Below are 21,765 nucleotides of genomic sequence, written 5' to 3'. Positions count from 1 at the left end.
CTATCGCACTCGGGCGAGCAGCACAGCCTGACGAAGCGCCTCGGTCATGCCCGCCCCGTCGGCGATCCCCGTGCCGGCGATGTCGAAAGCCGTTCCGTGGTCCACCGAGGTGCGCACCACGGGGAGCCCCACGGTGATGTTGACCCCGGCATCGATGCCGAGCACCTTCACGGGGCAGTGCCCCTGGTCGTGGTACATCGCCACGACGATGTCGAAGTCGCCGCGGACCGCGCGGAAGAACGCCGTGTCGGCGGGCACGGGGCCCTGGGCGTCGATGCCCTGTTCGCGCGCCTTCTCGATCCCGGGCGCGATCTTCAGCTCCTCCTCGGCGTACCCGAAGAGGCCGTTCTCACCGCCGTGGGGATTGATCGCGCAGACCGCGATGCGGGGCTTCTCGACCCCCGCGTCGACGAGGGTCCGGTGGGCACGCTCGATGGTGCGGGTCACCAGGCCCGGCTCGATGCGGTCGATCGCGTCGATGAGGCCGAGGTGGGTCGTCACGTGGATGACGCGCAGCGACCGCGCGCTGAGCATCATCGACACCTCCTCGGTACCGGTCAGATCGGCGAGCAGTTCGGTGTGCCCCGGGTAGATGTGCCCCGCGAGGTGCAGCGCCTGCTTGTTCAGGGGCGCCGTGCAGATGGCATCCACGGATCCGTCGACGGCCAGGTCGACGGCGCGCGCGATGTAGCGGTAGGCGGCGTCGCCCGCGGCGGCCGAGAGCTGGCCGAAGGCGACCTCGGGGGTCACGTTGGCGAGGTCGACGACCGGCACGGCCGCACCGTCGAAGTCCGCCTCGTCGGGGTGCTCGACCGCCGTGAACTCCACGTCGGAGCCGAGCATGCCGGCGACCTCGCGCAGCCAGGCCAGGTCGCCGATGACGACGGCGTGGGTCGTCTCGCGCACGGCGGGGTCCCCGAGGGCCTTCACGATGATCTCCGGGCCGACGCCCGCGGGGTCTCCCATGGTGATGGCGATGCGTGGACTGGTCATTGTGCTCCTTCGAGTTGCCGCTGCAGATGGGTGACGGCGCGGATGAGGGCTTCGTCGTCGCCGAAGGATCCGGCTTTCGAGACGAAGGGGAAGGCCGCCTGCGGAGCGTTCAGCCCGGGCTCGGCGAGACCCGCGGCCATGCCGCCGTCGAGGGATGCCGTCACGTGGAGCGTGAGGACGCCCAGTTGCTTGAAGCTCTGGCGGGAGGTCTCGCCGCCGACGACAACGATCCCATCGACGTACCCGCGCAACTCCGCGACGACGGCGGCGATGACACGGGCGTGCTTCGGATCAAGCGGGAGCGTGTCGTCGACGGGGCGCTGCACCCCGATCGCCGCGACGGCTCCGGTGGCGAGCGCCGCCCGCAACTCGCGGATGAGACGGGAGACGTCGCTGGGATCCTCCGCGTAGCACGCGACCGCCCCGTCGGCCACGAGCGCCTCGAGCTGGGCCGACGACCGCGCGGAGGCGCTCCCCGACACGACGAGGATGCGCGGATCGCGCTGGGTGGTGAGCGCGGGGAGAGTCGGAGCGGATCCGTCGTCCCGCGTCGCGGTGTCCGACCCGGACAGCTCGATCGCCAGTTGTCGGAACAGGCCGGCCGAACCGACCCACAGGGCGACGGAGGATGCGACCCCGATCTCGACGATGCGGCGGAGGTCGGCATCCGTCTCTGCGTCGAAGACGTAGATGAGCGGGCGCGAGTGCGGCGCCCCGACGACCGCGCTGCCGAAGGCGTCGGAGCGCAGCTCGTCGAGGCCCACGACGCGGACCGCGAAACCCGTCTGCTCGGCGAGCAGGCGCGCGGTCGGTGCCGCGAATCGCACGTAGCTCTCCGTGTCGTCGAGGTCGACCCCGTCGACGACGACGCGGGACTCCCGGGTGACCCGGCCCTGCTCCGGAAGCGCCGGCGCGAGGAAGACCGGCCCGGGCTGCTCGAGCCGCGACACGACCGCCCGGATGTCGGCCGCGATGGAGCCGCGCAGGAGCGAGTCGATCTTCAGGCCGAGGCGCATCGCCGGGGCCTCGAGCACGAGATCGATGCAGCGATCCCTCTTGTCCGCGGCGGCGAACGGCGAGAGGTCGCGGGTGTCGGAGCACAGGATGCGCACGTCGGCCCCGTGACCGGAGCGGGCGTCGATGGCGGACGACGGGATGACCTGGGTCGTGAAGCCGTGTGCGGAGAAGGGGGCGGCCGCGTCGAGAGCCCCGGTGAGGTCGTCGGCGATCACCGCCACCCCTCGCCGCGTCTCCGGCTCGCCGTCGATGTGCGTCGACATCAGGGGCGTTGCGAGGTGTGTCGGACGTAGGTGGTCTGACGGCGGAAGAACTGATCGAACCCGTGCGGGCCGTCGTCGCCGCCCAGTCCGCTCTCGCGGAAGCCGGTGTGGAACCCGTTCATCTCCTCGGGGCCCGTGCGGTTGACGTACACCTCGCCGAAGCTGAGGTCGTCGCTCGCGCGGAACGCGGTGTCGAGGCTCGAGGTGAAGACGTAGGCCGACAGCCCGTAGTTCGTGTCGTTCGCCCGCGCCACGACCTCGTCCCACGTGTCGAACGAGCTGATGGGCGAGACGGGCCCGAACACCTCGTGCGTGAACACCGCCATCTCGTCGGTGACGTCGGCGAGCACGACGGGGTTCATCCAGTAGCCGGCCCGGAAGGCCTCGGCATCCGGAAGATCCGCCCCGAGAACGACGCGGGCGCCCTGGGCGATCGATTCCGCCACCAGGGCCTGCGTCTTCTCGAGCTCGGCGCGGCTGACCTTGGGGCCGAGCTGCGTGGACTCGGACAGCGGATCGCCGACGACGAGCTCGCCGACGGCGGCGACGTAGCGCTGGACGAAGTCGTCGTACACGTCGCGATGGACGTAGATGCGCTCGGCGCAGATGCAGACCTGCCCGTTGTTCGCGTGCCGCGACGCGACGGTCTCGGCCACCGCGTGATCGAGGTCGGCGTCGGGCATGACGATCAGAGGGGCGTTGCCTCCCAGCTCGAGCGAGACGGGCTTCACCTGGGATGCCGCAGCCGCCAGGATCGCCTTGCCGGCGAACGTGCTGCCGGTCATCGAGATCATCTGCGTGGTCCGGCTCGTGACGAGGGCCGATCCGATGACCTCGCCCGGTCCGGTCACCACGTTGACGAGGCCGTCAGGCAGCAGGCCGCTCTCATGGATGATCCGGGCGACCGCGAGCGCCGACAGCGGCGTCTTCTCGTCGGGCTTGACCACGATGGCGTTGCCCGCGGCGATCGCGGGGGCGATCTTGCGCGAGGTCAGCGCCGAGGGGTAGTTCCACGGGATGATCGCCCCGACCACGCCGTGCGGTCGGCGACGGACCCACAGGCTCTCGCCCCTGTTGGGGGTGTAGCCCATCTCGTCGGTCAGGGTCTCGAGCAACGAGGCCGTGTAGCGGAAGTATCCCGACGTGGCGCCGGTCTCCCCCCGAGCCTCCGAGATGGGCTTGCCCACCTCGGCGACCAACAGCTGCGCGAGCTCCTCGGCGTGCTCGTCGAGCAGGTCGGCGATGCGGCGCAGGATCGCGGCCCGCTCCCCCGGCGGCGTCGCCGCCCAGGGCCCCCACGCGCGGTCGGCGGCGGCCAGCGCCCGCTCGAGGTCGTCGGTGCTGCCGTCGTGCACGACGGCGACGACTTCTTCCGTCGCCGGGTTGCGCACCTCGCGCGGCGCGCCGTGACCGGCGGTGAGCTCGCCGGCGATGAGCAGATCAGTGGTGATGGCGTTCGACATGATGACCTCTTTGCGTTCTTCTTCGGACGTCGTCGGATCAGGAGCGTGCGGCCTCGGCGTGGTACGTCTCGTACCACCCGCTCGAGATGCCCTCCGCGGAGAGCGAGGGGCGGAAGGGCCGCGCGTGGGTGCGGGTGATGTTCGTCAGGTCCTGCAGGCGCTGCCGCGCCAGCTCGATGCCGACGTTCCAGGCTTCGTCGGTGGTCGCCGTTCCGGCCTCGCGCCAGATGGAGCGGCCCGCGAGCCACCCGCTGGAGCCCGCCTTCGACGACAGCTCGACCTGGTCGGCGAATTCGGCGAAGTCCACGCCCGCCGAGAGGATGACCCAGGGGACGTCGATCGCGGCATCCAACTGCGCGAGGGCGTCCTCGGCGCGCGAAACGTCGCCACCGGCGCCGAGGTAGCCCGGGAACTCCGTCTTGAGCACGTCGGCACCGAGGTCCACGGCCAGCCGGCCCGACTCGACGATCCCGTCGATGCGCGCCTGCTTCCACGCCGACGACGTGGGGTCCTCCCCGGCGAGCGGATGCCAGATGGGCTCGACCACGAGGGGCATCGCCCAGTCGGCGGCCTCCTCCGCCAGCGCGGAGACCAGATCGCGCTGCTGCGCGGCGTACGGGGACTCGGGGCGGTAGAACCACAGGAGCTTCGCGACGTCGGCCCCGGCGAGCTTCGCCTGGCGGACGCTCCACGTCTCGCGCATCCGCGTGGCGCGCTCGGTGGCGTCGCCGAGGTAGCCGTCGTCCTCGAGGCTGACCATGACGCCGATGTCGCTCCCGATGGCATCCGACAGCACCGACTGGGCGTAGGAGTACTGCGGGTCGACCAGGAAGCCGCTCACCGATTCGCGCAGGCCGGCGATCACCCGGTGCTTCCCCTCGACCGTCTGTTCGTACGTGACCTTCGAGGGGTCGTCGTCGATGAGGATCTGGAAGTCGGAGAGGTGGTCGATCGCGCACAGCGTGAAGAACCCGTCGGCGGTCGTCGACCGGCGCAGCGATCGGACCTTGCCCACGTCGTGGGGCAGCGGAGCAGAGGTGGAGTGAGACACGGAGGGACCTTCTTCTCGTGGGTGGTCTGTCGAGGTCGGGGGCGGGATCAGCGGGGCGCGAGCGCGAGCAGCATCCCGGCGACGAACGTGTCGCCGAGGCCGAGCGTCACGCGGGGCGAGGGCGTGTACGGAGAGGGCACCGCGACGAGGCGGTAGCGCGGATCCGGCGACTCGCGGCGTAGCGACGCCGGGAGGGAGCCGAGGGCGGTCCCGGCCGGCATCTCGCGCGGCAGCACGGGGGCTCCGGTGACCGCGCGGGTCGCGGCGAGCAGGCACCCGGTCAGCAGCGCCTTCTCTTCGAGCGCGGGATCGCCGGTGGTCACGACGAAGGCGAAATCGTCGGCGTGCACGCTCAGACGGTCCAGTCCGAGCTCGTTCGCGATGGCGACCGCCGCCTCGACCGGATCGGACGTGGATGCCAGTTGATCGAGCTCCGAGAGCGACATGCCGAGACTGTTGACGAACCCGGCCAGCGCCGTGACGGTGGAGCGGGCGTGCTCGTGGCTCTCGTACTCGGCGATCTCGAAGTGCACGAGGCGGCGGCGCTCGGCGAGCCCCGCGAACCGGTCTTCGAACCACGCACGCGTGGGCTCGACGGCGGACGGCGCAGCCGTCTGGAAGCCGGACAGCAGGACCGTCGTCAGCCCCTGTCCCTCGACGTATGCGGCGAAGGCATCGTCCAGATCGAGGGTGCGTGCCGGGGCACGCAGGATGATGCGGGTCGAGCGGCGCGTCGTCACCTCGTCGGCATCGTCGGTGGCTGCGCGCAGCCGCACGCCCTGCGTGAACTGGAAGACGAAGATCGGGTCGTTCGGTCGCTCGGTCGACGGCGTGATCTCGCGGGGCGAGTGCAGGTCGCCGTCGTCGCCGACGACGCGGAGCCCGTCGTCCATCGTCTCGAGCTGCACGGCGGTCCGATCCGTCAGCGCGAGCACGCTCTGCACACCGAGGGATGCCAGCACGCGGGAGACCTGCGCGCCGGTCCCGCCCATCGTGGGCGTGCCCCGGAACGTGCGCGCGATCCAGTCGAATCCCCGACGCGCTGCGAGGACCTCGCCTCCGCGACCGTTGAGGATGCGATCGTGCAGCCATCGGGCGAGGTCGCGCACTTCCTGGTCGTCGTCGTCCTGCGCCTCGACGATCGCCGCGAATTCGGCCTCGCCGACGGAGCAGATGTGGTCGTTGCAGACGGAGAATCCGGTCCCGATCAGCGGCGCGGTCCGCACGAGCCCGTCGAGTTCGCCGAGGACGGCGGCGTACTTCGCTCGCGCCTCGTCGACCGTGCGGAGGTCGTCGCCCGACAGCGTCTCGCTCATTCCTGTGCCACTCCCTCGCGACCTCGTCGTCGATGCCGCGTCGCGCCACATGCCGCGTCGAACGCGGGAAGGTGGGTCGGGTGACCTCGTGATCCGAGACTAAGCGAGTCGCGCAATTTGCGCAACTAAATGTGAAAGTCGCGCGATATGCGCATATTGCGGGCGGTGACGGAGAACGAGGCGAGTCGAAGGCAGCGCCCTCTATCGTCGATGCCGTGACCCGCCGCCTGCGCTCCCTCGGCTTCCTCACCATCGGCCTGTTCGATCGCGAGGATCCGCGGGCCGGACACGAGACGACCCTGTCGATCATCGAGCGCGGCGAGCGCCTCGGTTTCGACAGCGCGTGGCTGCGCGATCGGCACCTGCAGTACGGCATCTCCTCGCCCGTGGCCGTGCTCGCCGCGGCTACCCAGCGCACGAGCCGCATCCGCCTCGGCACCGCGGTCATCCCGCTCGGGTGGGAGAACCCGTTGCGACTCGCGGAAGACCTGGCCACGGTCGACGTGCTCTCGGGCGGGCGCCTCGAGCCGGGGTTCTCGGTGGGGCCGCCGCCGCGCCTCGACGACGTCGCCGCGGCGCTGTACCCCGACACCGTCGAGCACGAAAACTTCGGATACGAACGCCTCGCGCGGCTGCGAAGGTTCATCGCCGGGGATGCGATCAGCGCCCGCGCCGGCACCGAGGGCATCGAGGAGTTCTCCGAGCGCGTGGAGCCGCACTCGCCCGGCCTGGCGGAACGCCTCTGGTACGGGGCGGGCAGCGCCCGATCGGCGGTGTGGGCGGCCGAGGACGACTTCCACCTCCTGACGAGCAGCGTCGTCCAGGCGGGAGAGACCACCGACTTCGACCGGGAGCAGCACGCGCAGATCCTGCTCTACCGCGAGACGCACCGCGCCGGTGAGCGCGCCCGCGTCTCGCAGGGACTGGTGGTGGTCCCGACCGACACGGCGTCACCCGCACAGCGCCGGCGCTACGAGGCATACGCCGAGGCGCGGCGCGGGCGCATCGGCATCCCCCACGGCCCGCGCGGACTGCTGTTCGCCGAAGATCTCGTCGGCACGTCAGAGCAGATCGCCGAGCGACTGCTGTCGTCGCGGGCGTTCCCCGAGGTCGACGAGGTGGCGTTCGCCCTGCCCTTCGACTTCGCCGCCGACGACTACGTGCAGATCCTCGAGGACATCGCGGGCCGACTCGGCCCGCTCCTGGGGTGGGCGCCGGGCGAGTGACTCGCCGCCGGTCGGCGGCCCGACCTCGGCCGGCAGTCCGGACTGACGTAGCGCGAACCCCTGACCCTGCGTGCGGCACCCACCGGCACGGCCCGCGCGCACAACCTCCGCGATGCGCACATCCTCCGCCGGCGTCCGCCCGTTCGGACCGAGGTTGCGCACATCACCGACTTCACGCGCAGCGCCGAGCGGGCGCGCACGAGCCGCGGCTCAGCGCTGCCGCGCCACCGCCCGCCCCAGTCGGCGTGCGGCCTCGCGCAGCCGTTCCTCATCGGTGTCGCCATAGGCCAGGCGCAGGTGGCGGTCGGCATCCGTCCCCGGTCCCGAGGGGAAGAAGGAGCCGCGCTGGTACTCCACGCCCTCGGCGCTCGCGTCGGCGGCGAGGCGGTCGGCGTCGATCGCGTCGTCGTTCACGCGCGGCCAGAGGAACAGCCCACCGTCGGGCACCGTGACCTCGAACGCCCCGGGCGCCTCCGCCTCCAGCGCGTCCGCCAGCGCGTGTGCGCGGGAGCGGTACAACGCCCGCGCCCGACCCAGCACCCGGTCGAACAGCTCCGCGTCGCTCGTGAGCAGCTCCGCGATCACGGCCTGGACGAAGGTCGACGAATGCGAGTCCTGGCGACTGCGCAGGGCCACGGCATCCGGGACCAGACGCGGCGGCAGCACGATCCACCCCAGCCGAAGCCCCGGGCCGAGCGTCTTGGTGAACGTGTTGACGTGGATGACGTGGTCGGAGTCGTGGAAGGGGGTCAGCGACTCGGGCTCCCCGCGGAATCGCAGCTCGCGGTAGGGGTCGTCGGCGAACATGACGAAGCCGTACTTCTCGGCCAGAGCGACCAGCTCACGCCGTCGCGCGGTCGGCAGTGACGACTGCGAGGGGTTGTGGAACTCGGGCACGGTGTACACCGCGGCGGGGCGCGCCCCCTCGCGCAGGCGCGCGGCGAGCTCGTCGACGTCGAGGCCCTCGGCACCCACGCGGATCGGCAGCACCCGCGCGTCGGCCAGCTCCAGCCCGCGCAGGAAGAGCGGGAACACGGGGTTGTCGACGGCGACGAGGTCGCCGCGTTCGAGCACGGCCTGCACGGCGAGCGCGAGCCCATGGAAGCCGCCGTTGGTGACGAGCACGCGCGCGACGTCGACGCCCTCGCGCGCGGCGATCCACTCGCGCAGCCCCGGGATCCCCTCCGTGCGGGAGTACTGCAGCGACGACGCTCCCGGCCGGGCGAGCACGCGCGCGGTCGCCTCCGCGAGCTCGGCGGTCGGCAGCACCGACGGATCCGGGATGCCGCCGAGCAGCTCGATCGCATCCGGGCGGCGATCGCGCAGGGTCTGATCGCCGAATCCCTTCGGCGCGGTGAACGCCTCGATGAGCGCGGGACGGGAACGGGGAAGGGACAGCACGGTCATCGGGAGCTCCGGAGGTCGGGGGACGGGATGGCGTCGACGAGGGCGCGGGTGTAGTCCTCGCGCGGATGCGAGAGCACGTCGTCCACACGACCGGCCTCGACGACGCGACCGTCTTTGAGCACCGAGACGGTGTCGGCGATCTGCCGCACGAGCGCGAGGTCGTGCGAGACGAAGAGGTAGGTGAGACCGCGCTCGCGCTGCAGGCGGCGCAGCACGTCGAACACCCCCGCCTGTACCGTCACGTCGAGCGCCGAGGTGGGCTCGTCGAGCACGATCACATCGGGCTCGAGCACGAGGGCGCGCGCGATCGCGACGCGTTGACGCTGGCCGCCCGACAGGGCGTCGGGGCGACGACGGGCCAGGTGGGGCGGCAGGCCCACGGCATCCAGCGCCTCGGTCACTCTCGTCGATCGCTCCCGCCGCGTGCCCACGCGATAGCGGTCGAGGGGTTCGCGGACGATGCGCCCGACGCTCCACGTGGGATCGAGGGAGGTGAAGGGGTTCTGATACACCAGCTGCAGGTGGCGTCGGATGCCGTGCAGCTTTGCGTCGGGGCGCCCCGTGACCGCCTGTCCGTCGACGAGGATGCGCCCGGCGTCGGGCGTCTCGAGGCCGAGCAGCAACCGTACCGTCGTCGTCTTCCCCGACCCCGACTCCCCCACGAGGGCGTGCGTGGTGCCGGGGGGAACGCGGAAAGACACCCCCGACACGGCGGGCCGCGCCGTGCCGTCGACGACGAAGCTCTTCGAGATCCCACTCACGTCGATGCGGGCCGACGCGGTGTCGGTGGTCCACGCGTCGACCCCGCGGTCGTCGAGATCGCGTCGGTAGCGGTCGGGGTTCAGTGCGGGCGCGTCGGCCTGCAGCTGCACCGTATAGGGCGAGGTCGGCGCGGCGAACACGGCGCGGGTCGGCCCGGCCTCCTGCACGCGACCGTCCTTGAGCACGACGATCTCGTCGGTGCGCTCGGCGGCGATCGCGAGGTCGTGGGTGATGAGCAGCAACCCGATGCCGAGGTCGGCGCGCAGGTCTTCCAGGAGGTCGAGGATGCGCTTCTGGATCGTCACATCGAGGGCGCTCGTCGGCTCGTCGGCGACGAGCAGGTCGGGACGCGGCAGCACGGCGAGGCCGATCAGTACGCGCTGGAGCATGCCGCCCGAGAGCTGGTGCGGGTAGGAGTCGTACGCGCGACGCGGGTCGGGCAGGCCGACGCGCGAGAAGACGTCGAGGATCGCCTCGCGCTGCTCCCGCGCGTCGCGGAGACCGGCGAGCGCAGCCGCCTCGTGCGCCTGAGCGCCGACCGTGCGGACGGGGTTGAGCGCGTGCGAGGGGTCCTGCGGCACGAAACCGATCCGACGCCCGCGCAGCGGCCGGAACGCCCCCTCGGACAGGCCCAGCACCTCCGTGCCGTCGAGCCCGACGCGTCCCTCCGCCCGCCCGACACCGCGCGGCAGCAGCCGCAGCACCGACCGCGCGATCGTCGACTTGCCCGAACCCGACTCCCCGATGAGCGCGAGACTGCCCCCGCGCGGGATCGCGAACGACACCTCGTGCACCACCGTCGTGCGCGCATAAGAGACCGACAGATCGTGCACCCGCAGGAGGGCGGGGGCCGGAACAGTCGCCTTCCGAGCGGAAGGAAGTGCGATGGTCATGAGGTCCTCCGAAGCCACCGGCTGATGCGGTTGATGGACAGCACCGTCGCCACCGTGACCAGGGCCGGCCACAGCACGAGCCACGGCGCGCGCGGGTAGTCCTTGCCCGCCGAGATGAGCAATCCCCAATCGGATGCCGGGGGCGGGTCGCCGTAGCCGAGGAACGCGAGCCCCGCGATGACGAGGATCGACAGTCCGAACTGCAGCACCGCGAGCGGCACGAGCGAGCGCGAGGCGTTGGGCAGCACGTGGCGGAACAGCACGTGCAGGCGCGAGCCTCCCTGCAGCCGTGCCGCCTCGACGGACACCGCGGAGCGCACCCGCAGCACCTCCGCCCGCATGACGCGGGCGAACACGGCCACGGCGGAGACCCCCGTGGCGATCGCGGCGTTGATGGTCTGGAAGCCGAGCGAGCTGACGATCACGACCGCGAGGAGGAAGGCGGGGATCGCCAGCAGCACGTCGATGAAGCGCGCGAGCACCACGTCGATCCACGATCCGAGGAAGCCCGCGAGCAGACCGATCACGCCGCCCACGATCACGCCGATCGCCACGGCGACCAGGGCGCTCGTCACCGACGACTGGGCACCGAAGACGATGCGGGCGAACAGGTCGCGACCCAGGTGGTCCGTGCCGAGCGGGTGCGCGGCGCCGGGGGCCTGGAGCTTGTCGGCCGGCACCCCGAGCGCGGGGTTCTGCGAGGTGAACAGCGTCGGGGCGAGCGACCAGCCGAGCACCACCGCCACGACGAGGAACGACACGACGACGCTCACCGGAACGCGCGGACGGATGCCGCGGACGCGGGCGATCGAGAAGCGCGGCACGAGGGCGGAGGCGGCGGTCATGCGACGCCCACCTCCTCGCGCCGCGACCGAGTCGACGCCTCCGGTGAGGCCGCGGGCCCGTCCGAGCTGGACGCGCCGCCGGCAGCGCGACCGCGGGAAGCGATAGACACGCGCGGATCGAGCAGCGGATAGGCGAGGTCGGCGAGGAGGTTCACGACCACGAAGACCAGCGCGGCGAGCGAGACCACCGCCTGCAGCACCGGCAGGTCCTGGCTCGCGACGGCCGATTCCACGAGGGTGCCCACACCCACGCGTCCGAAGATCGCCTCGGTGATGAGCGCCCCGCCGAGCAGCTCGCCCACGATCAGTGCGAGCACCGTCACGGTCGGCAGCGCCGATGGTTTCGCGAGGTGCCGCAGGAACAGCGCCCCCGATCGCAGTCCGCGCGAGCGCGCCACGGCGACGTACTCCTGCCGCGACTCGTGGTCGAGCGAGGCGATGAGCACCTCCGCGAGCTGGGCGGACACCGGGATGCCGAGTGCCACGGCCGCGAAGAAGGTCCCCCACGGCGTCTCGGTGTCGATCATGCTGAACAGCCCGAGGCCGAAGGCGAACACGTGGATGAGCAGGAGGCCGATGACGAAGTTCGGGACCGACAGGAACAGCGAGGGCAGCGACCGCAGCACGCCCTGTCCCAGGCGAGGGGGGAGGAACTGGGTGCCGTACGCGATGACGACCGCCAGCACGACGGCGACGAGCAGGGCGACCGCGGCGAGGCTCAGGGTCGAGCCGAGGGCGTCGACGACGAGCGAACCGACGGGCAGGTTGGATCGCAGCGAGACGCCGAGGTCGCCCACCACGAAGCGGCCGAGCGACGACGACAGCTGCACCCACCACGGCTGATCGAGCCCGTAGTAGGCGACGATGCGGGCGATGTCGTCTTCCGTGAAGCCGTTGTCGGGGTTGCGGAGGGTGCTGGTGACGGGGTCGCCGGGCAGGACGCTGATCACGGCGAACGTGAACAGGTACGCCAGCAGCACGACGACGATCGCCTGACCGGTGCGCCGCAGCGCGAAACGGCCGTAGGTGCGAAGCATGCGCGCTCCTTTCTCGGGACGAGGATCGGGGACGGATGCCGCGCACGCGCCCCCGACCGCGGTCAGTCGTTCAGCCAGGCGTCGAGGTAGTACGCGTAGGCGAGACCGTTGTAGGCGACGCCGCTCACCTCGGGGGCCTGCACGTAGATGCGCTGCACGATCTGCGTCAGGGGGACGAAGTACGCCTGCGTCAGCACGTAGCCCTGCAGCTCGTCGGCCACGGCGGCTCGCGCCTCGCGGTCGGTGGCCGTGGCGATATGCGTCGACAGGTCGTTGAGGGTGGCATCCGAGGTCCCGAGCTTGAACCAGTCCTCGTCCCCCTTCTTCTGCGCCGTGAGCACCCCGGCCACCGTGCCGACGTCGACGAAGCTGCGCGTGATCTCGGTCGCGGGCACCGTGGCGTTGCCGATGACCTTCTGTCCGTAGGTGGGCACGTCATAGGTTTCGAGGTTCACCTCGAAGCCCAATGCGGACAGCTGCTGATCGACGAGCTCGTCGACGGCCTGCGAGGCCTGGAGGTAGGGGTTGGGGTAGAGCGTGAACGTCAGCTTCTGCCCGCCCTTCGTGCGCGTGCCGTCGGCGCCCTTCACCCAGCCCGCCGCGTCGAGCAGAGCGGCGGCCTCGTCGGGGTCGTACGCGAAGTCGGCACCGTGATCGGTCGCCTCGAGCACGGTGCTCTGGATGAACGACTCGGCGGCGTGCCAGTCCGCGGTGTAGACGGTCGAGAGGATCTCGTCGCGATCGATGCCGTGCTGCACCGCCTGGCGCACGCGGATGTCGTCGAACGGAGCGACCGCGGTGTTCAGCGCGTAGCCGTTCACGAAGCCGAGGTAGCGCGGCGTCTCGACGGTGAGCCCCTCCTGCTTCAGGGCGTCCAGGTCCTGCGGGCTGGCGTTGTAGGCCACCTGCGCCTGGCCCGACTCGACCGACGCCGTGCGCAGCGAGGGCTCGGCGACCTGCTTGTACGTGATCGTGTCGAGGTACGCCGGACCGTCGTGCCCGAGCGCCTCGGGACCCCAGTCGTAGTCGTCGCGCTTCTTCAGCACCACGCTGTCGCCGTCGGCGACCTTCTCGACGACGAACGGCCCGCTGCCGATGTCCTTGGTCAGATCGGCCTGCTGGTCGGAGGGGAGGGCGAGGGTGGCCGGCGAAAGCAGGATCGAGCCGTGGTAAGCCAGCGTGGGGATGAAGCTGAGCGTGGGTGCCGAGAACGACACGGTCACCGTCGTGGCATCCACCGCCTCGGCGCCGAGGTAGTTGGCCGAGGGGAACAGGCCGATGCGGTTGATGCCCTCGTCGGGCCGTCCCTTCGCCCAGATGTCGATGTTCGCCACGACCGCGGCCGCGTCGAGCGGGGTGCCGTCGGAGAACGTCACCCCCTCCTTCAGGTGGAGCGTGAACTGCGTCTTGTCGGCGCTCTCGTCCCAGCTCTCGGCGATCCACGGGCTCAGCGTGCCCTCCGCGTCGACGTAGACGAGCTTGTCGGTGACGTTTCCCCAGATCTGTCCCTGATAGCTGGAGATCGAGCTGTTGTTGGGGATCCAGGTGGCGCCGAGCGAATCGATGAGGAACACGAGGTCTCCCCCGGTCTGCGGGGTCGAGCTCTCGGCCGGGGCGGAGGAGGAACCGGCGCCGCACCCGCTGAGCACGAGGGCGCCGGCGGCGAGGACGGAGGCGACGCCGGTGAGGCGACGGAGGCGAATGGTCATGACGTGACGTTCCTTGACTGCGGGGAGGGTTACAGGGCTTTGCCGGGGTTGAACAGTCCGGCGGGATCGAGCGCCGATTTGATCGCGAACTGCGCCGCGCGCACCCGGTCGGCGAGCTCTTCGGCGGCGAGCGCCCGCTTGACGGTGCCGATGCCGTGCTCGCCGCTGACCGTGCCGCCGAGGGCGAGGGCGGCACGCACGATGTCGTCGACGGCGTGGTGCAGCGCGGCAGGCGGGTTCGCGGGGTCGGCCCCCGCGGGGATCGGGAGCGTCACCACCGGGTGGAGGTTCCCGTCGCCGGCGTGGGCGACCGCGCTGATCTCGACGCCGTGACGGGACTCGATGGCCGAGAACCCCGCGAACATCTCCGCAATGCGTGATTTCGGCACGGCGACGTCGCCGCCCGCGAACCAGGAACACTCGTCGAACCTGCGCCCCGATCGTCGCAGTTCCCAGAGCACCTCGGCATCCGTCTCGCTCTCCACCCGCACACGGGCGCCGGCCGCCTCGAGCGCGGCGGTCAGTTCGGCGGTCTGCTCGTCGATGCCGAAGCCGTCGAGTTCGATGAGCAGCAGCGCCGCGCCGCGAGCACGCAGGTCCGAGTTCTGCGCTGCGTCGATGCCGACCAGCGTGGGCTCGTCGAGGAATTCGACGACGCTCGGACGCACGCGCGACGCCGTGATCGCTCCGATCGCCGTGGCCCCCTCCGCCGTGGAAGCGAAGAACGCCGTCACGGTGCGGCGCGCGACGGGGAGCGGACGGATGCGGACGGTCGCGCCGACCACGATGCCCAGCACGCCCTCGGACCCGACGAAGAGCGAGACGAGGTCGAGACCGGTGACGCCCTTGATCGAGCGGTGGCCCACCGAGACGAGGCTGCCGTCGGCGAGGACGATGTCGAGGGCGAGCACCGACTCGCGGGTCACTCCGTACTTCGCGCAGCGCAGGCCCCCGGCGTTCATGGCGATGTTGCCGCCGATCGTGGAGATGCGCCAGCTCGCTGGGTCGGGGGCGTAGAAGAGGCCGAGCGGGGCGAGCCTGTCGTTCAGGGCGGCGTTGAGGACGCCGGGCTCGACCACCGCGACCTCGTCGGCCGGCGAGACCTCCACGATCCGGTCGAGGCGGTCGGTCGAGATCACCAGCTGGTCGGCCTGTGCGCCGGCGCCGCCGGACAGCCCGGTCCCCGCCCCGCGCGGGACGACGCTCACTCCGTACCGCGCGGCGAGTCGCACGAGCTCCTGCACCTCGGCGACCATCCTCGGCACGGCCACGGCGGGCCCGTCGCCGGCCGGTTCACCCTGTCGCGGGGCCGTGCCCGCGTCCCAGGCGAACGACGCCGTGGCGGCCGACGGCGCGCGCACGTCGAGGTGCGGGGCATCCGCGCCCACGGCATCGAGGAGGGCGGATACGCCCGTGAGCGGGGCGAGGGCGGTGGGAGCGCTCATGGACGGGCCTCTCTCGGTGACGGTGGGACCAGGCTGGACGGCGGGGCTCCGGCCGAAGTTAGAGGCCGGAGCGGGCGCGCTCATCTCGACCGAAACGCGGAGTCGTCACACGTCATGGGAGGAAACGCGGAGTCGTGAAACGTCACGGAAAGCGCTGCGGCGTGCGACGTCCCTCCGGAGCCGTTATGTTGCGCCGCTTTCGCGCGAACGTGTCGCTGCGAGGCGTTGCGTTACGTCATCGATTGAGCCCCGCGCCGCCCTCGCGCGACAGTGATGACGACCCCGCCACCCGCAGAACAAGGAGCCCCGATGCCCGACCGCATCCACCTCGCCGTCGCCCTGGACGGGGCCGGCTGGCATCCCGCCGCGTGGCGCGAGCCCGGCGCGCGCCCCGCCGAGCTGACGTCGGCCGGCTATTGGCGCGACCTCATCCGCACCGCCGAGGACGCGAGCCTGCTCTTCGCCACGATCGAGGATGCGCTCAGCCTCGGCGGACGATCGGGCGAACCGGATGCCGAGACCCGGCGCGACCGCGTGCGCGGGCGTCTCGACGCGGTGCTGCTGGCGTCGTTCCTGGCACCGGCCACGGGCCGGATCGGCCTCGTGCCCACGGCGACGACCGCGCACCCGGAGCCCTTCCACCTTGCGACGGGCCTGCAGACGCTCGACCACGCGAGCCGGGGACGCGGCGGCGTGCGGCTCGTGGCCGGATCCACGGAGCAGGAGCGGGCGAACTTCGGCCGCCGCGCCGACGGACCCACCGGTCTTCCCGCCTCGGGCCGCGTCGAGGATGACCCGGCACTGCTCGCCGCGTTCCGCGAGGCGGGCGAGGTCGCCGAGGTGATCCGGCGCCTCGCCGACTCGTGGGAGGACGACGCGATCGTGCGCGACGTCGCCTCGGGGAGGTTCCTCGACCGGGACCGCGTGCACAACGCCGACTTCGCGGGCGAGTTCTTCTCGATCACCGGCGCCTCGATCGTGCCGCGCTCCCCGCAGGGCCAGCCGCTCATCACCGCTCTCGCCCATCAGAGCGTGCCGTACCGCTTCGCCGCGGAGCACGCCGACCTCGTGTTCGTCACCCCCTCCGACGCGGCGTCGGCCACCGGCATCCTGAACGAGCTGCGGGATGCCGCCGACGCCGTGCGCGCGCTCGAGGAGCCGCTGCGCGTCTTCGCCGACCTACTCGTGCTCGTGGAGGAGACGCGCGAAGCCGCCGACGCCGTGTGGAGCCGCCTCCGGGACCGCGCGCCGCTCACGACCGACGCGCGCGTCGTGGTGGGCACCGCCGACGACGTCGTCGAGGAGATCCGCGCTCTCGCCGCGGCGGGGGTCGACGGCATCCGCCTGCGCCCGGCCCGCGTGCCCGCCGACCTCGAGGCGATCGCCGATCGGGTGGTCCCGCGGGCGGCGGAAGCGGGCATCCTGCGTCCCGACGACGGTGCCGCCACGCTGCGAGAGCGTCTCGGACTCCCCCGCCCCGCCAGTCGCTACGCCCGTCAGGAGGTCGGCGCATGACCCGTCGGCAGATCCACCTCGCCGCCCACTTCCCCGGCGTGAACAACACGACCGTCTGGACCGATCCGGCCGCGGGGAGCCAGATCGACTTCTCGTCGTTCGAACATTTCGCCCGCACCGCCGAGCGCGGCCTGTTCGACTACCTGTTCCTCGCCGAGGGGCTGCGCCTGCGCGAGCATCGTGGACGACTGCACGACCTCGACGTCGCCGGGCGTCCGAACACCCTCGCGATCCTCAGCGCTCTCGCGGCGGTCACCGAGCACATCGGACTCGTCGGCACGCTCAACACGACGTTCAATGAGCCCTACGAGCTCGCCCGGCAGCTCGGCACCCTCGACCTGCTCTCGAACGGCCGCGCGGGGTGGAACGCCGTGACCAGCTCCGACGCGTTCCACGGCGCGAACTTCCGCCGCGGCGGTTACCTCGATCACGCCGACCGGTACGTGCGGGCGTCGGAGTTCGCGGAGATCTCGAAGGCACTGTGGTCGTCGTGGCGCGACGACGCGATCGAGGCGGATGCCGAGACCGGGGCCTTCTTGCGGGCGGGAGCGATCGCGCGGGTGCGGCACGCGTCGCGCCTGTTCGACGTCGACGCGGTGTTCGACGTGCCGCGCTCGCCCCAGGGGCGGCCGGTGATCGTGCAGGCCGGGGACTCGGCCGACGGCCGCGACTTCGCCACGGCCCACGCCGACGTCATCTTCTCGCTGCACACCGAGTTCGCCGACGCGCAGCAGTTCTACCGCGACGTGAAGGGACGGCTCGCCGCGCACGGTCGAGAGGAGGACTCCCTGAAGATCCTCCCCGCCGCGACCTTCGTGCTCGGCGACACCGCCGATGAGGCCCGCGAGCGCTCGCGCGAGATCGCCCTGGCGCAGGTGCGCCCGCAGACGGCGATCACGTACCTCGAGCAGATCTGGAACCGCGACCTCAGCGGCTACGACCCCGACGGACCGCTGCCCGACGTCGAACCCGACACGGGCGTCGAGACCGCACAGGGCTTCGCGGGTCGGCACGCGGCCATCCGCGCCCGGGTCGGGAAGCTGCGCGAGCAGGCGGCGGCCGAGAACCTCAGCATCCGCGAGCTCGTCATCCGTCTGACCGCGAACCACACCTTCGTCGGGACGCCGGAGCACGTGGCATCCGAGATCGACCGCTACGTGCAGGAGCGCGCGACCGACGGGTTCACCGTGGTCGGGCACGTCACCCCGCACGGCCTCGACGAGTTCGCCGACCGGGTCGTGCCGCTGCTGCAGGAGCGCGGGTCGTACCGACGCTCGTACGACGAGGGGGCCACCCTGCACGACCTGCTGGGGCTGCCGGCGGTTCGCGAACGGGTCACCGCGCCGTGAGCGACCTCGTGATCGTCGGGGCGGGACCGCGGGCGGTGATGCTCGTGGAGCGCCTGCTCGCACGGCGCACGCGCGCCGACGCCGTGCCCCTGCGCATCACGCTCGTCGACCCGTTCCCGCCCGGGGGCGGGCGCATCTGGCGGTATGCGCAGTCGCCCCTGCTGAAGCTCAACTCGATGGCGCGCGACGTGACGGTCTTCACCGACGAAAGCTGCGTCATCTCCGGTCCGGTGCGCTCGGGACCCTCGCTCATCGAGTGGGCGGAACGCGTGCGCGACGGGCGCCTGCCCGACGTGCGGATCGATGATCCCGAGCTGGCCGACGAGGTGGACGGTCTGCGCGGCGAGAGCTTCCCGACGCGCCGCCTGCAGAGCCTGTACCTCGACTGGTTCTGGCGCCGCACGGTCGCCATCGCGCCCCCGGGAGTCGAGGTGCGATGGCATCCGGGCAGCGTGCAGTGGGTCGACGAGACCCCCGAGGGGTGGGAGGTCGCGCTCGCCGACGGCATCCGCCTGAACGCCGACGTCGTCGTCTACGCGGTCGGGCACAACGGACGCGAGCCGGAGGGCACCGCCCTCGACGTGAGCGCCGCGGCCGCCGCCGCCGGCTTCGCCTACCTCGAGCCGGACTTCACCGCCGACGCCGACCTGACGCGCCTCGCCCCCGGCGACGACGTCATCGTGCGCGGGATGGGACTGGCGTCGGTGGATGCCGTGGTGCTGCTGACCCAGGGGCGCGGAGGCCGTTTCTCGCGGAACGCCCGCGGCACGCTCGTCTACATCCCCTCGGGGCGCGAGCCGCGGCTGCACCTCGGCTCGCGGCGCGGCGTGCCCTACCGATCGAAGGTGACGTCGCAGGTGCAGGGCGATCCTCCCGAGCGCGAGGTCCTGACGCCCGCGGCCATCGCCGAGCTGCTGGCTCGGCCCGGCACCATCGACTTCCTCGACGACGTGTGGCCGCTCATCGCGCGGGAGCTCGTGCGGGGGCACTACCGCGAGCTCTTCACCGGGCACCCCGAACGCGTCGGCACCACCTGGGAGGCGTTCCGCGCGACGCTGCAGGCGGTCGACGGCGATACGGCGGCGCTCCGCCGCGCGGTCGCCGAGGTGGTGCCGGATCCCCTCGACCGGTTCGACGTTCCGCTCCTGGACGTGCCGCTGGGAGAGGAGACCTTCCCCGACGAGCGGGCGGTTCACGCGCGCGTCCGGCGGCACATCGCCGACGACCTGCTGCTGCGCACCTCGGCGCAGCACAGCGCGACGCAGGCGCTGTTCCTGACGATCCTGGGCTCGTTCCTCGCGCTCGGCGACATCCCGGTCGAACGGTGGAGCGCGCGCTCGCGAGCGGTCGACCTGCCCGTCACGTGGCACACGTTCTTCAGCTATGTCGCGTCGGGACCACCGCCGCACCGCCTGGAGGAGCTGCTCGCGCTCGCCGACGCGGGCGTCGTGCGCTTCCTCGGGCCCGAGCTGTCGGTGCACCTCGACCCGACCCGAGGCTTCGTCGCCACCTCCCCCCGTCACGGCGGCGAGATCGTCGCCTCCGCGCTCGTCGACGCGTGGCTGCCCGCACCCGCGGCGGCCGCGAGCGACAACCCGGCCCTGCGCGAGCTCGCCACCCGGCACGGGCGGGAGGTGCACGTGTCCGACGAGCAGTTCAGCGGCTCGCTCGGACGCATCGACACCGACCCCGACGGGCGGGTGATCGGCCGCGACGGCTCGGCGCACGCGACGCTGTTCGCACTGGGCCCGTTCACCGCGGGGCTCGAGGCCGGAGCCTTCACCCGGCCGAACTCCAACGCCCTGTCGTTGCGGCACACGGACCGCGTGGCGGGGGCGGTCACGAGCGCCGTCGCCCTCCGCCGCGTCGCTGGTATCCGCTGACCCGGCCCGTTTCGCCCGCGCCGATCGAGCGGAAGGAGGGCAGGATGGAGGCCTGCGCAATCCGAACCCGGGCGCGCGGCGAACACTTCTCGTAGTGCGACGACGCCACGAAAGGACGACATGCGACTGGCGACGACCCTCCGGCGGTTCGAACTCGACACCCGCCCCATCCACCCCGAGACCCGCCGGGCCCTCGACCGGCGATGGGCGGAGCTGCCCGAGCACGCCAAGACGCCCAGCCAGCTCCTGGGGCGCAGCGCGGTGGGGTGCGAGGGCACGCACGGGGTCTTCCCGAAGTGCAATCTCACCTGCTCGCCCTGCTACCACTCGGCGGATGCCAACAAGGTGCGCATCGACGGGGAGCACACCGTCGACAACGTCACCCGCCAGATGGACTACCTGCGCGAGGTGCGCGGACCCCGCGCGCACGCGCAGCTCATCGGCGGAGAGGTCAGCCTTCTCAGCGCGGAGGATCACGCGCGATCCCTGCTCGCGATGCGCGCCGTCGGCCGCGAGCCGATGTCGATGACGCACGGCGACTTCGACTACGACTACCTGCTCGACGTCGTCCTCGACGAGGACGGCAAGCCGCGTTTCGACAAGGTGTCGTTCGCGGCGCACTTCGACTCCCTGATGCGCGGCCGCCGGGGCGCGGTCCGCCCGCGGGGCGAAGCCGAGCTGAACCCCTTCCGCGAGAAGTTCGCGCGCATGTTCGTCGACCTCAAGCGCGACCACGGCGTCAGCAGCTACCTCGCCCACAACATGACGGTCACCCCGTCGAACGTCGGCGAGGTCGAGCAGGTCACGCGCGACGTGCTCGAGATGCCCTTCGACATGATGTCGTTCCAGCCCGCCGCCTTCATCGGCGACGACCGCCGCTGGCGCGAGGACTTCGGCGAGGTCACGATCGACGCGGTCTGGGAGCGCATCGAGGCCGGCGCGGGGCAGAAGCTGCCGTGGCAGGCCACGCAGTTCGGCGATCCGCGCTGCAACCGTTCGACCGTGGGCGTGCGCGTCGGCAAGACCTTCGCACCGGTTCTCGACCCCGAGGACCCCAAGGACATCGCGGCGCGCGACCGGTTCCTCGCACACTTCGGAGGCATGATCTTCGGCGGCATCCCGCGTCATGTCCTGGCGGTCAAGGTCGTGCGCGCCCTCGCCTCGCACCCCGGCGACATCCCTCCGCTGATCGGCCTGATGTCGCGCGTGCTGCACCGCGCGGGCGGTCTGCGAAAGGTCGTGTCGGCCGCGCGCCGCGGCAAGGTCTCGTTCAAGACGTTCGTGATCCACAACTTCATGGATGCCGAGCAGGTCGCGCCCGCGTGGAAGCTCATGGAAGAGGGCGTGACCGCCGACGACCCGCTGCTGCGCGAGACGCAGGAGCGCCTGGGCGCGTGCATGTACGCCATGGCTCACCCGGAGGACGGCCGTCTGGTGCCCGCGTGCGTACAGCACTCGGTGCTCGACCCGAAGGAGAACGAGGAGCTTCGCCGCATCCTGCCGCTGCCGACGGTGCGCCCGGGTGCGACGGTGACGGCTCGCCCGTCGGGGCTGACCGCGGTGCGCGAGACGGGGTCTCGCACGGCGTGAG

The 21,765-nt window shown here is 71.7% G+C and carries 16 protein-coding genes; 5 read left to right on the top strand and 11 right to left on the bottom strand.

The features are described from left to right. From pdxA to Q0818_RS01275, 5 genes are read right to left on the bottom strand one after another with little or no spacing between them, the layout of a single operon-like run. Window positions 1–993: a 4-hydroxythreonine-4-phosphate dehydrogenase PdxA gene (gene pdxA, locus Q0818_RS01295; RefSeq protein WP_298870463.1), complete on the bottom strand. Its 993-nt coding sequence runs from the start codon at window positions 991–993 to the stop codon at window positions 1–3. After that, window positions 990–2,273, bottom strand: a complete 1,284-nt coding sequence (locus Q0818_RS01290; protein ID WP_298870461.1) for a four-carbon acid sugar kinase family protein — start codon at window positions 2,271–2,273, stop codon at window positions 990–992. The genes pdxA and Q0818_RS01290 overlap by 4 nt, the downstream gene beginning before the upstream one ends. Then, window positions 2,273–3,736, bottom strand: a complete 1,464-nt coding sequence (locus Q0818_RS01285; RefSeq protein ID WP_298870459.1) for an aldehyde dehydrogenase family protein — start codon at window positions 3,734–3,736, stop codon at window positions 2,273–2,275. Before Q0818_RS01285 ends, Q0818_RS01290 begins: the two co-directional genes overlap by 1 nt. A gap of 37 nt (window positions 3,737–3,773) precedes the next feature. Next, window positions 3,774–4,787 (bottom strand): hypothetical protein, encoded by a 1,014-nt coding sequence (locus tag Q0818_RS01280; protein ID WP_298870457.1) that lies wholly within the window; start codon window positions 4,785–4,787, stop codon window positions 3,774–3,776. Window positions 4,788–4,834: 47 nt separating this feature from the next. Continuing rightward, window positions 4,835–6,103, bottom strand: coding sequence for an ADP-dependent glucokinase/phosphofructokinase (locus tag Q0818_RS01275; RefSeq protein ID WP_298870455.1), 1,269 nt, complete (start codon window positions 6,101–6,103; stop codon window positions 4,835–4,837). Between the two features lie 215 nt (window positions 6,104–6,318). Here Q0818_RS01275 and Q0818_RS01270 point away from each other — a divergent pair, with 215 nt between their 5' ends. Next, entirely contained in the window at window positions 6,319–7,329 is a 1,011-nt protein-coding gene (locus Q0818_RS01270; protein ID WP_298870454.1) for an LLM class flavin-dependent oxidoreductase, read from the top strand. A gap of 210 nt (window positions 7,330–7,539) precedes the next feature. On the opposite strand, the gene Q0818_RS01265 is transcribed toward Q0818_RS01270, so the two are convergent. The 6 genes from Q0818_RS01265 to Q0818_RS01240 form a co-directional block, all read right to left on the bottom strand. Beyond that, window positions 7,540–8,736 carry a PLP-dependent aminotransferase family protein gene (locus Q0818_RS01265; protein ID WP_298870452.1) on the bottom strand — a complete coding sequence of 399 codons (1,197 nt, stop codon included), beginning with the start codon at window positions 8,734–8,736 and terminating at the stop codon, window positions 7,540–7,542. Further along, the gene (locus tag Q0818_RS01260; protein ID WP_298870450.1) at window positions 8,733–10,391 is read right to left on the bottom strand and encodes an ABC transporter ATP-binding protein; all 1,659 of its coding nucleotides are present in this window, start codon (window positions 10,389–10,391) and stop codon (window positions 8,733–8,735) included. The genes Q0818_RS01265 and Q0818_RS01260 overlap by 4 nt, the downstream gene beginning before the upstream one ends. Beyond that, a complete protein-coding gene (locus tag Q0818_RS01255) occupies window positions 10,388–11,236 on the bottom strand; it encodes an ABC transporter permease (protein WP_298870447.1) in 849 nt (282 codons plus the stop codon). Before Q0818_RS01255 ends, Q0818_RS01260 begins: the two co-directional genes overlap by 4 nt. Further along, entirely contained in the window at window positions 11,233–12,273 is a 1,041-nt protein-coding gene (locus Q0818_RS01250; protein WP_298870446.1) for an ABC transporter permease, read from the bottom strand. Before Q0818_RS01250 ends, Q0818_RS01255 begins: the two co-directional genes overlap by 4 nt. Before the next feature lie 62 nt (window positions 12,274–12,335). Then, window positions 12,336–13,982 carry an ABC transporter substrate-binding protein gene (locus tag Q0818_RS01245; protein ID WP_298870445.1) on the bottom strand — a complete coding sequence of 549 codons (1,647 nt, stop codon included), beginning with the start codon at window positions 13,980–13,982 and terminating at the stop codon, window positions 12,336–12,338. Between the two features lie 29 nt (window positions 13,983–14,011). Beyond that, complete coding sequence (locus tag Q0818_RS01240) at window positions 14,012–15,427, bottom strand: FAD-linked oxidase C-terminal domain-containing protein (RefSeq protein ID WP_298870444.1); 1,416 nt, start codon at window positions 15,425–15,427, stop codon at window positions 14,012–14,014. 309 nt (window positions 15,428–15,736) lie between these two features. Here Q0818_RS01240 and Q0818_RS01235 point away from each other — a divergent pair, with 309 nt between their 5' ends. The 4 genes from Q0818_RS01235 (at window position 15,737) to Q0818_RS01220 (ending at window position 21,764) form a co-directional block, all read left to right on the top strand. After that, window positions 15,737–16,942 carry an LLM class flavin-dependent oxidoreductase gene (locus tag Q0818_RS01235; protein ID WP_298870442.1) on the top strand — a complete coding sequence of 402 codons (1,206 nt, stop codon included), beginning with the start codon at window positions 15,737–15,739 and terminating at the stop codon, window positions 16,940–16,942. Further along, window positions 16,939–18,291, top strand: a complete 1,353-nt coding sequence (locus tag Q0818_RS01230; protein WP_298870440.1) for an NtaA/DmoA family FMN-dependent monooxygenase — start codon at window positions 16,939–16,941, stop codon at window positions 18,289–18,291. The genes Q0818_RS01235 and Q0818_RS01230 overlap by 4 nt, the downstream gene beginning before the upstream one ends. Next, the gene (locus Q0818_RS01225; RefSeq protein ID WP_298870438.1) at window positions 18,288–20,174 is read left to right on the top strand and encodes an FAD/NAD(P)-binding domain-containing protein; all 1,887 of its coding nucleotides are present in this window, start codon (window positions 18,288–18,290) and stop codon (window positions 20,172–20,174) included. The genes Q0818_RS01230 and Q0818_RS01225 overlap by 4 nt, the downstream gene beginning before the upstream one ends. 120 nt (window positions 20,175–20,294) lie before the next feature. After that, complete coding sequence (locus Q0818_RS01220; RefSeq protein WP_298870437.1) at window positions 20,295–21,764, top strand: hypothetical protein; 1,470 nt, start codon at window positions 20,295–20,297, stop codon at window positions 21,762–21,764. Window position 21,765: the final 1 nt, after the last annotated feature.

The organism is uncultured Microbacterium sp. (assembly GCF_947489255.1).
GTDB classification, from domain to species: domain Bacteria; phylum Actinomycetota; class Actinomycetes; order Actinomycetales; family Microbacteriaceae; genus Microbacterium; species Microbacterium phycohabitans.
The sequence above is the reverse complement of the archived record's forward strand: the minus strand, read 5'-3'. Positions and strand labels throughout refer to the sequence as shown.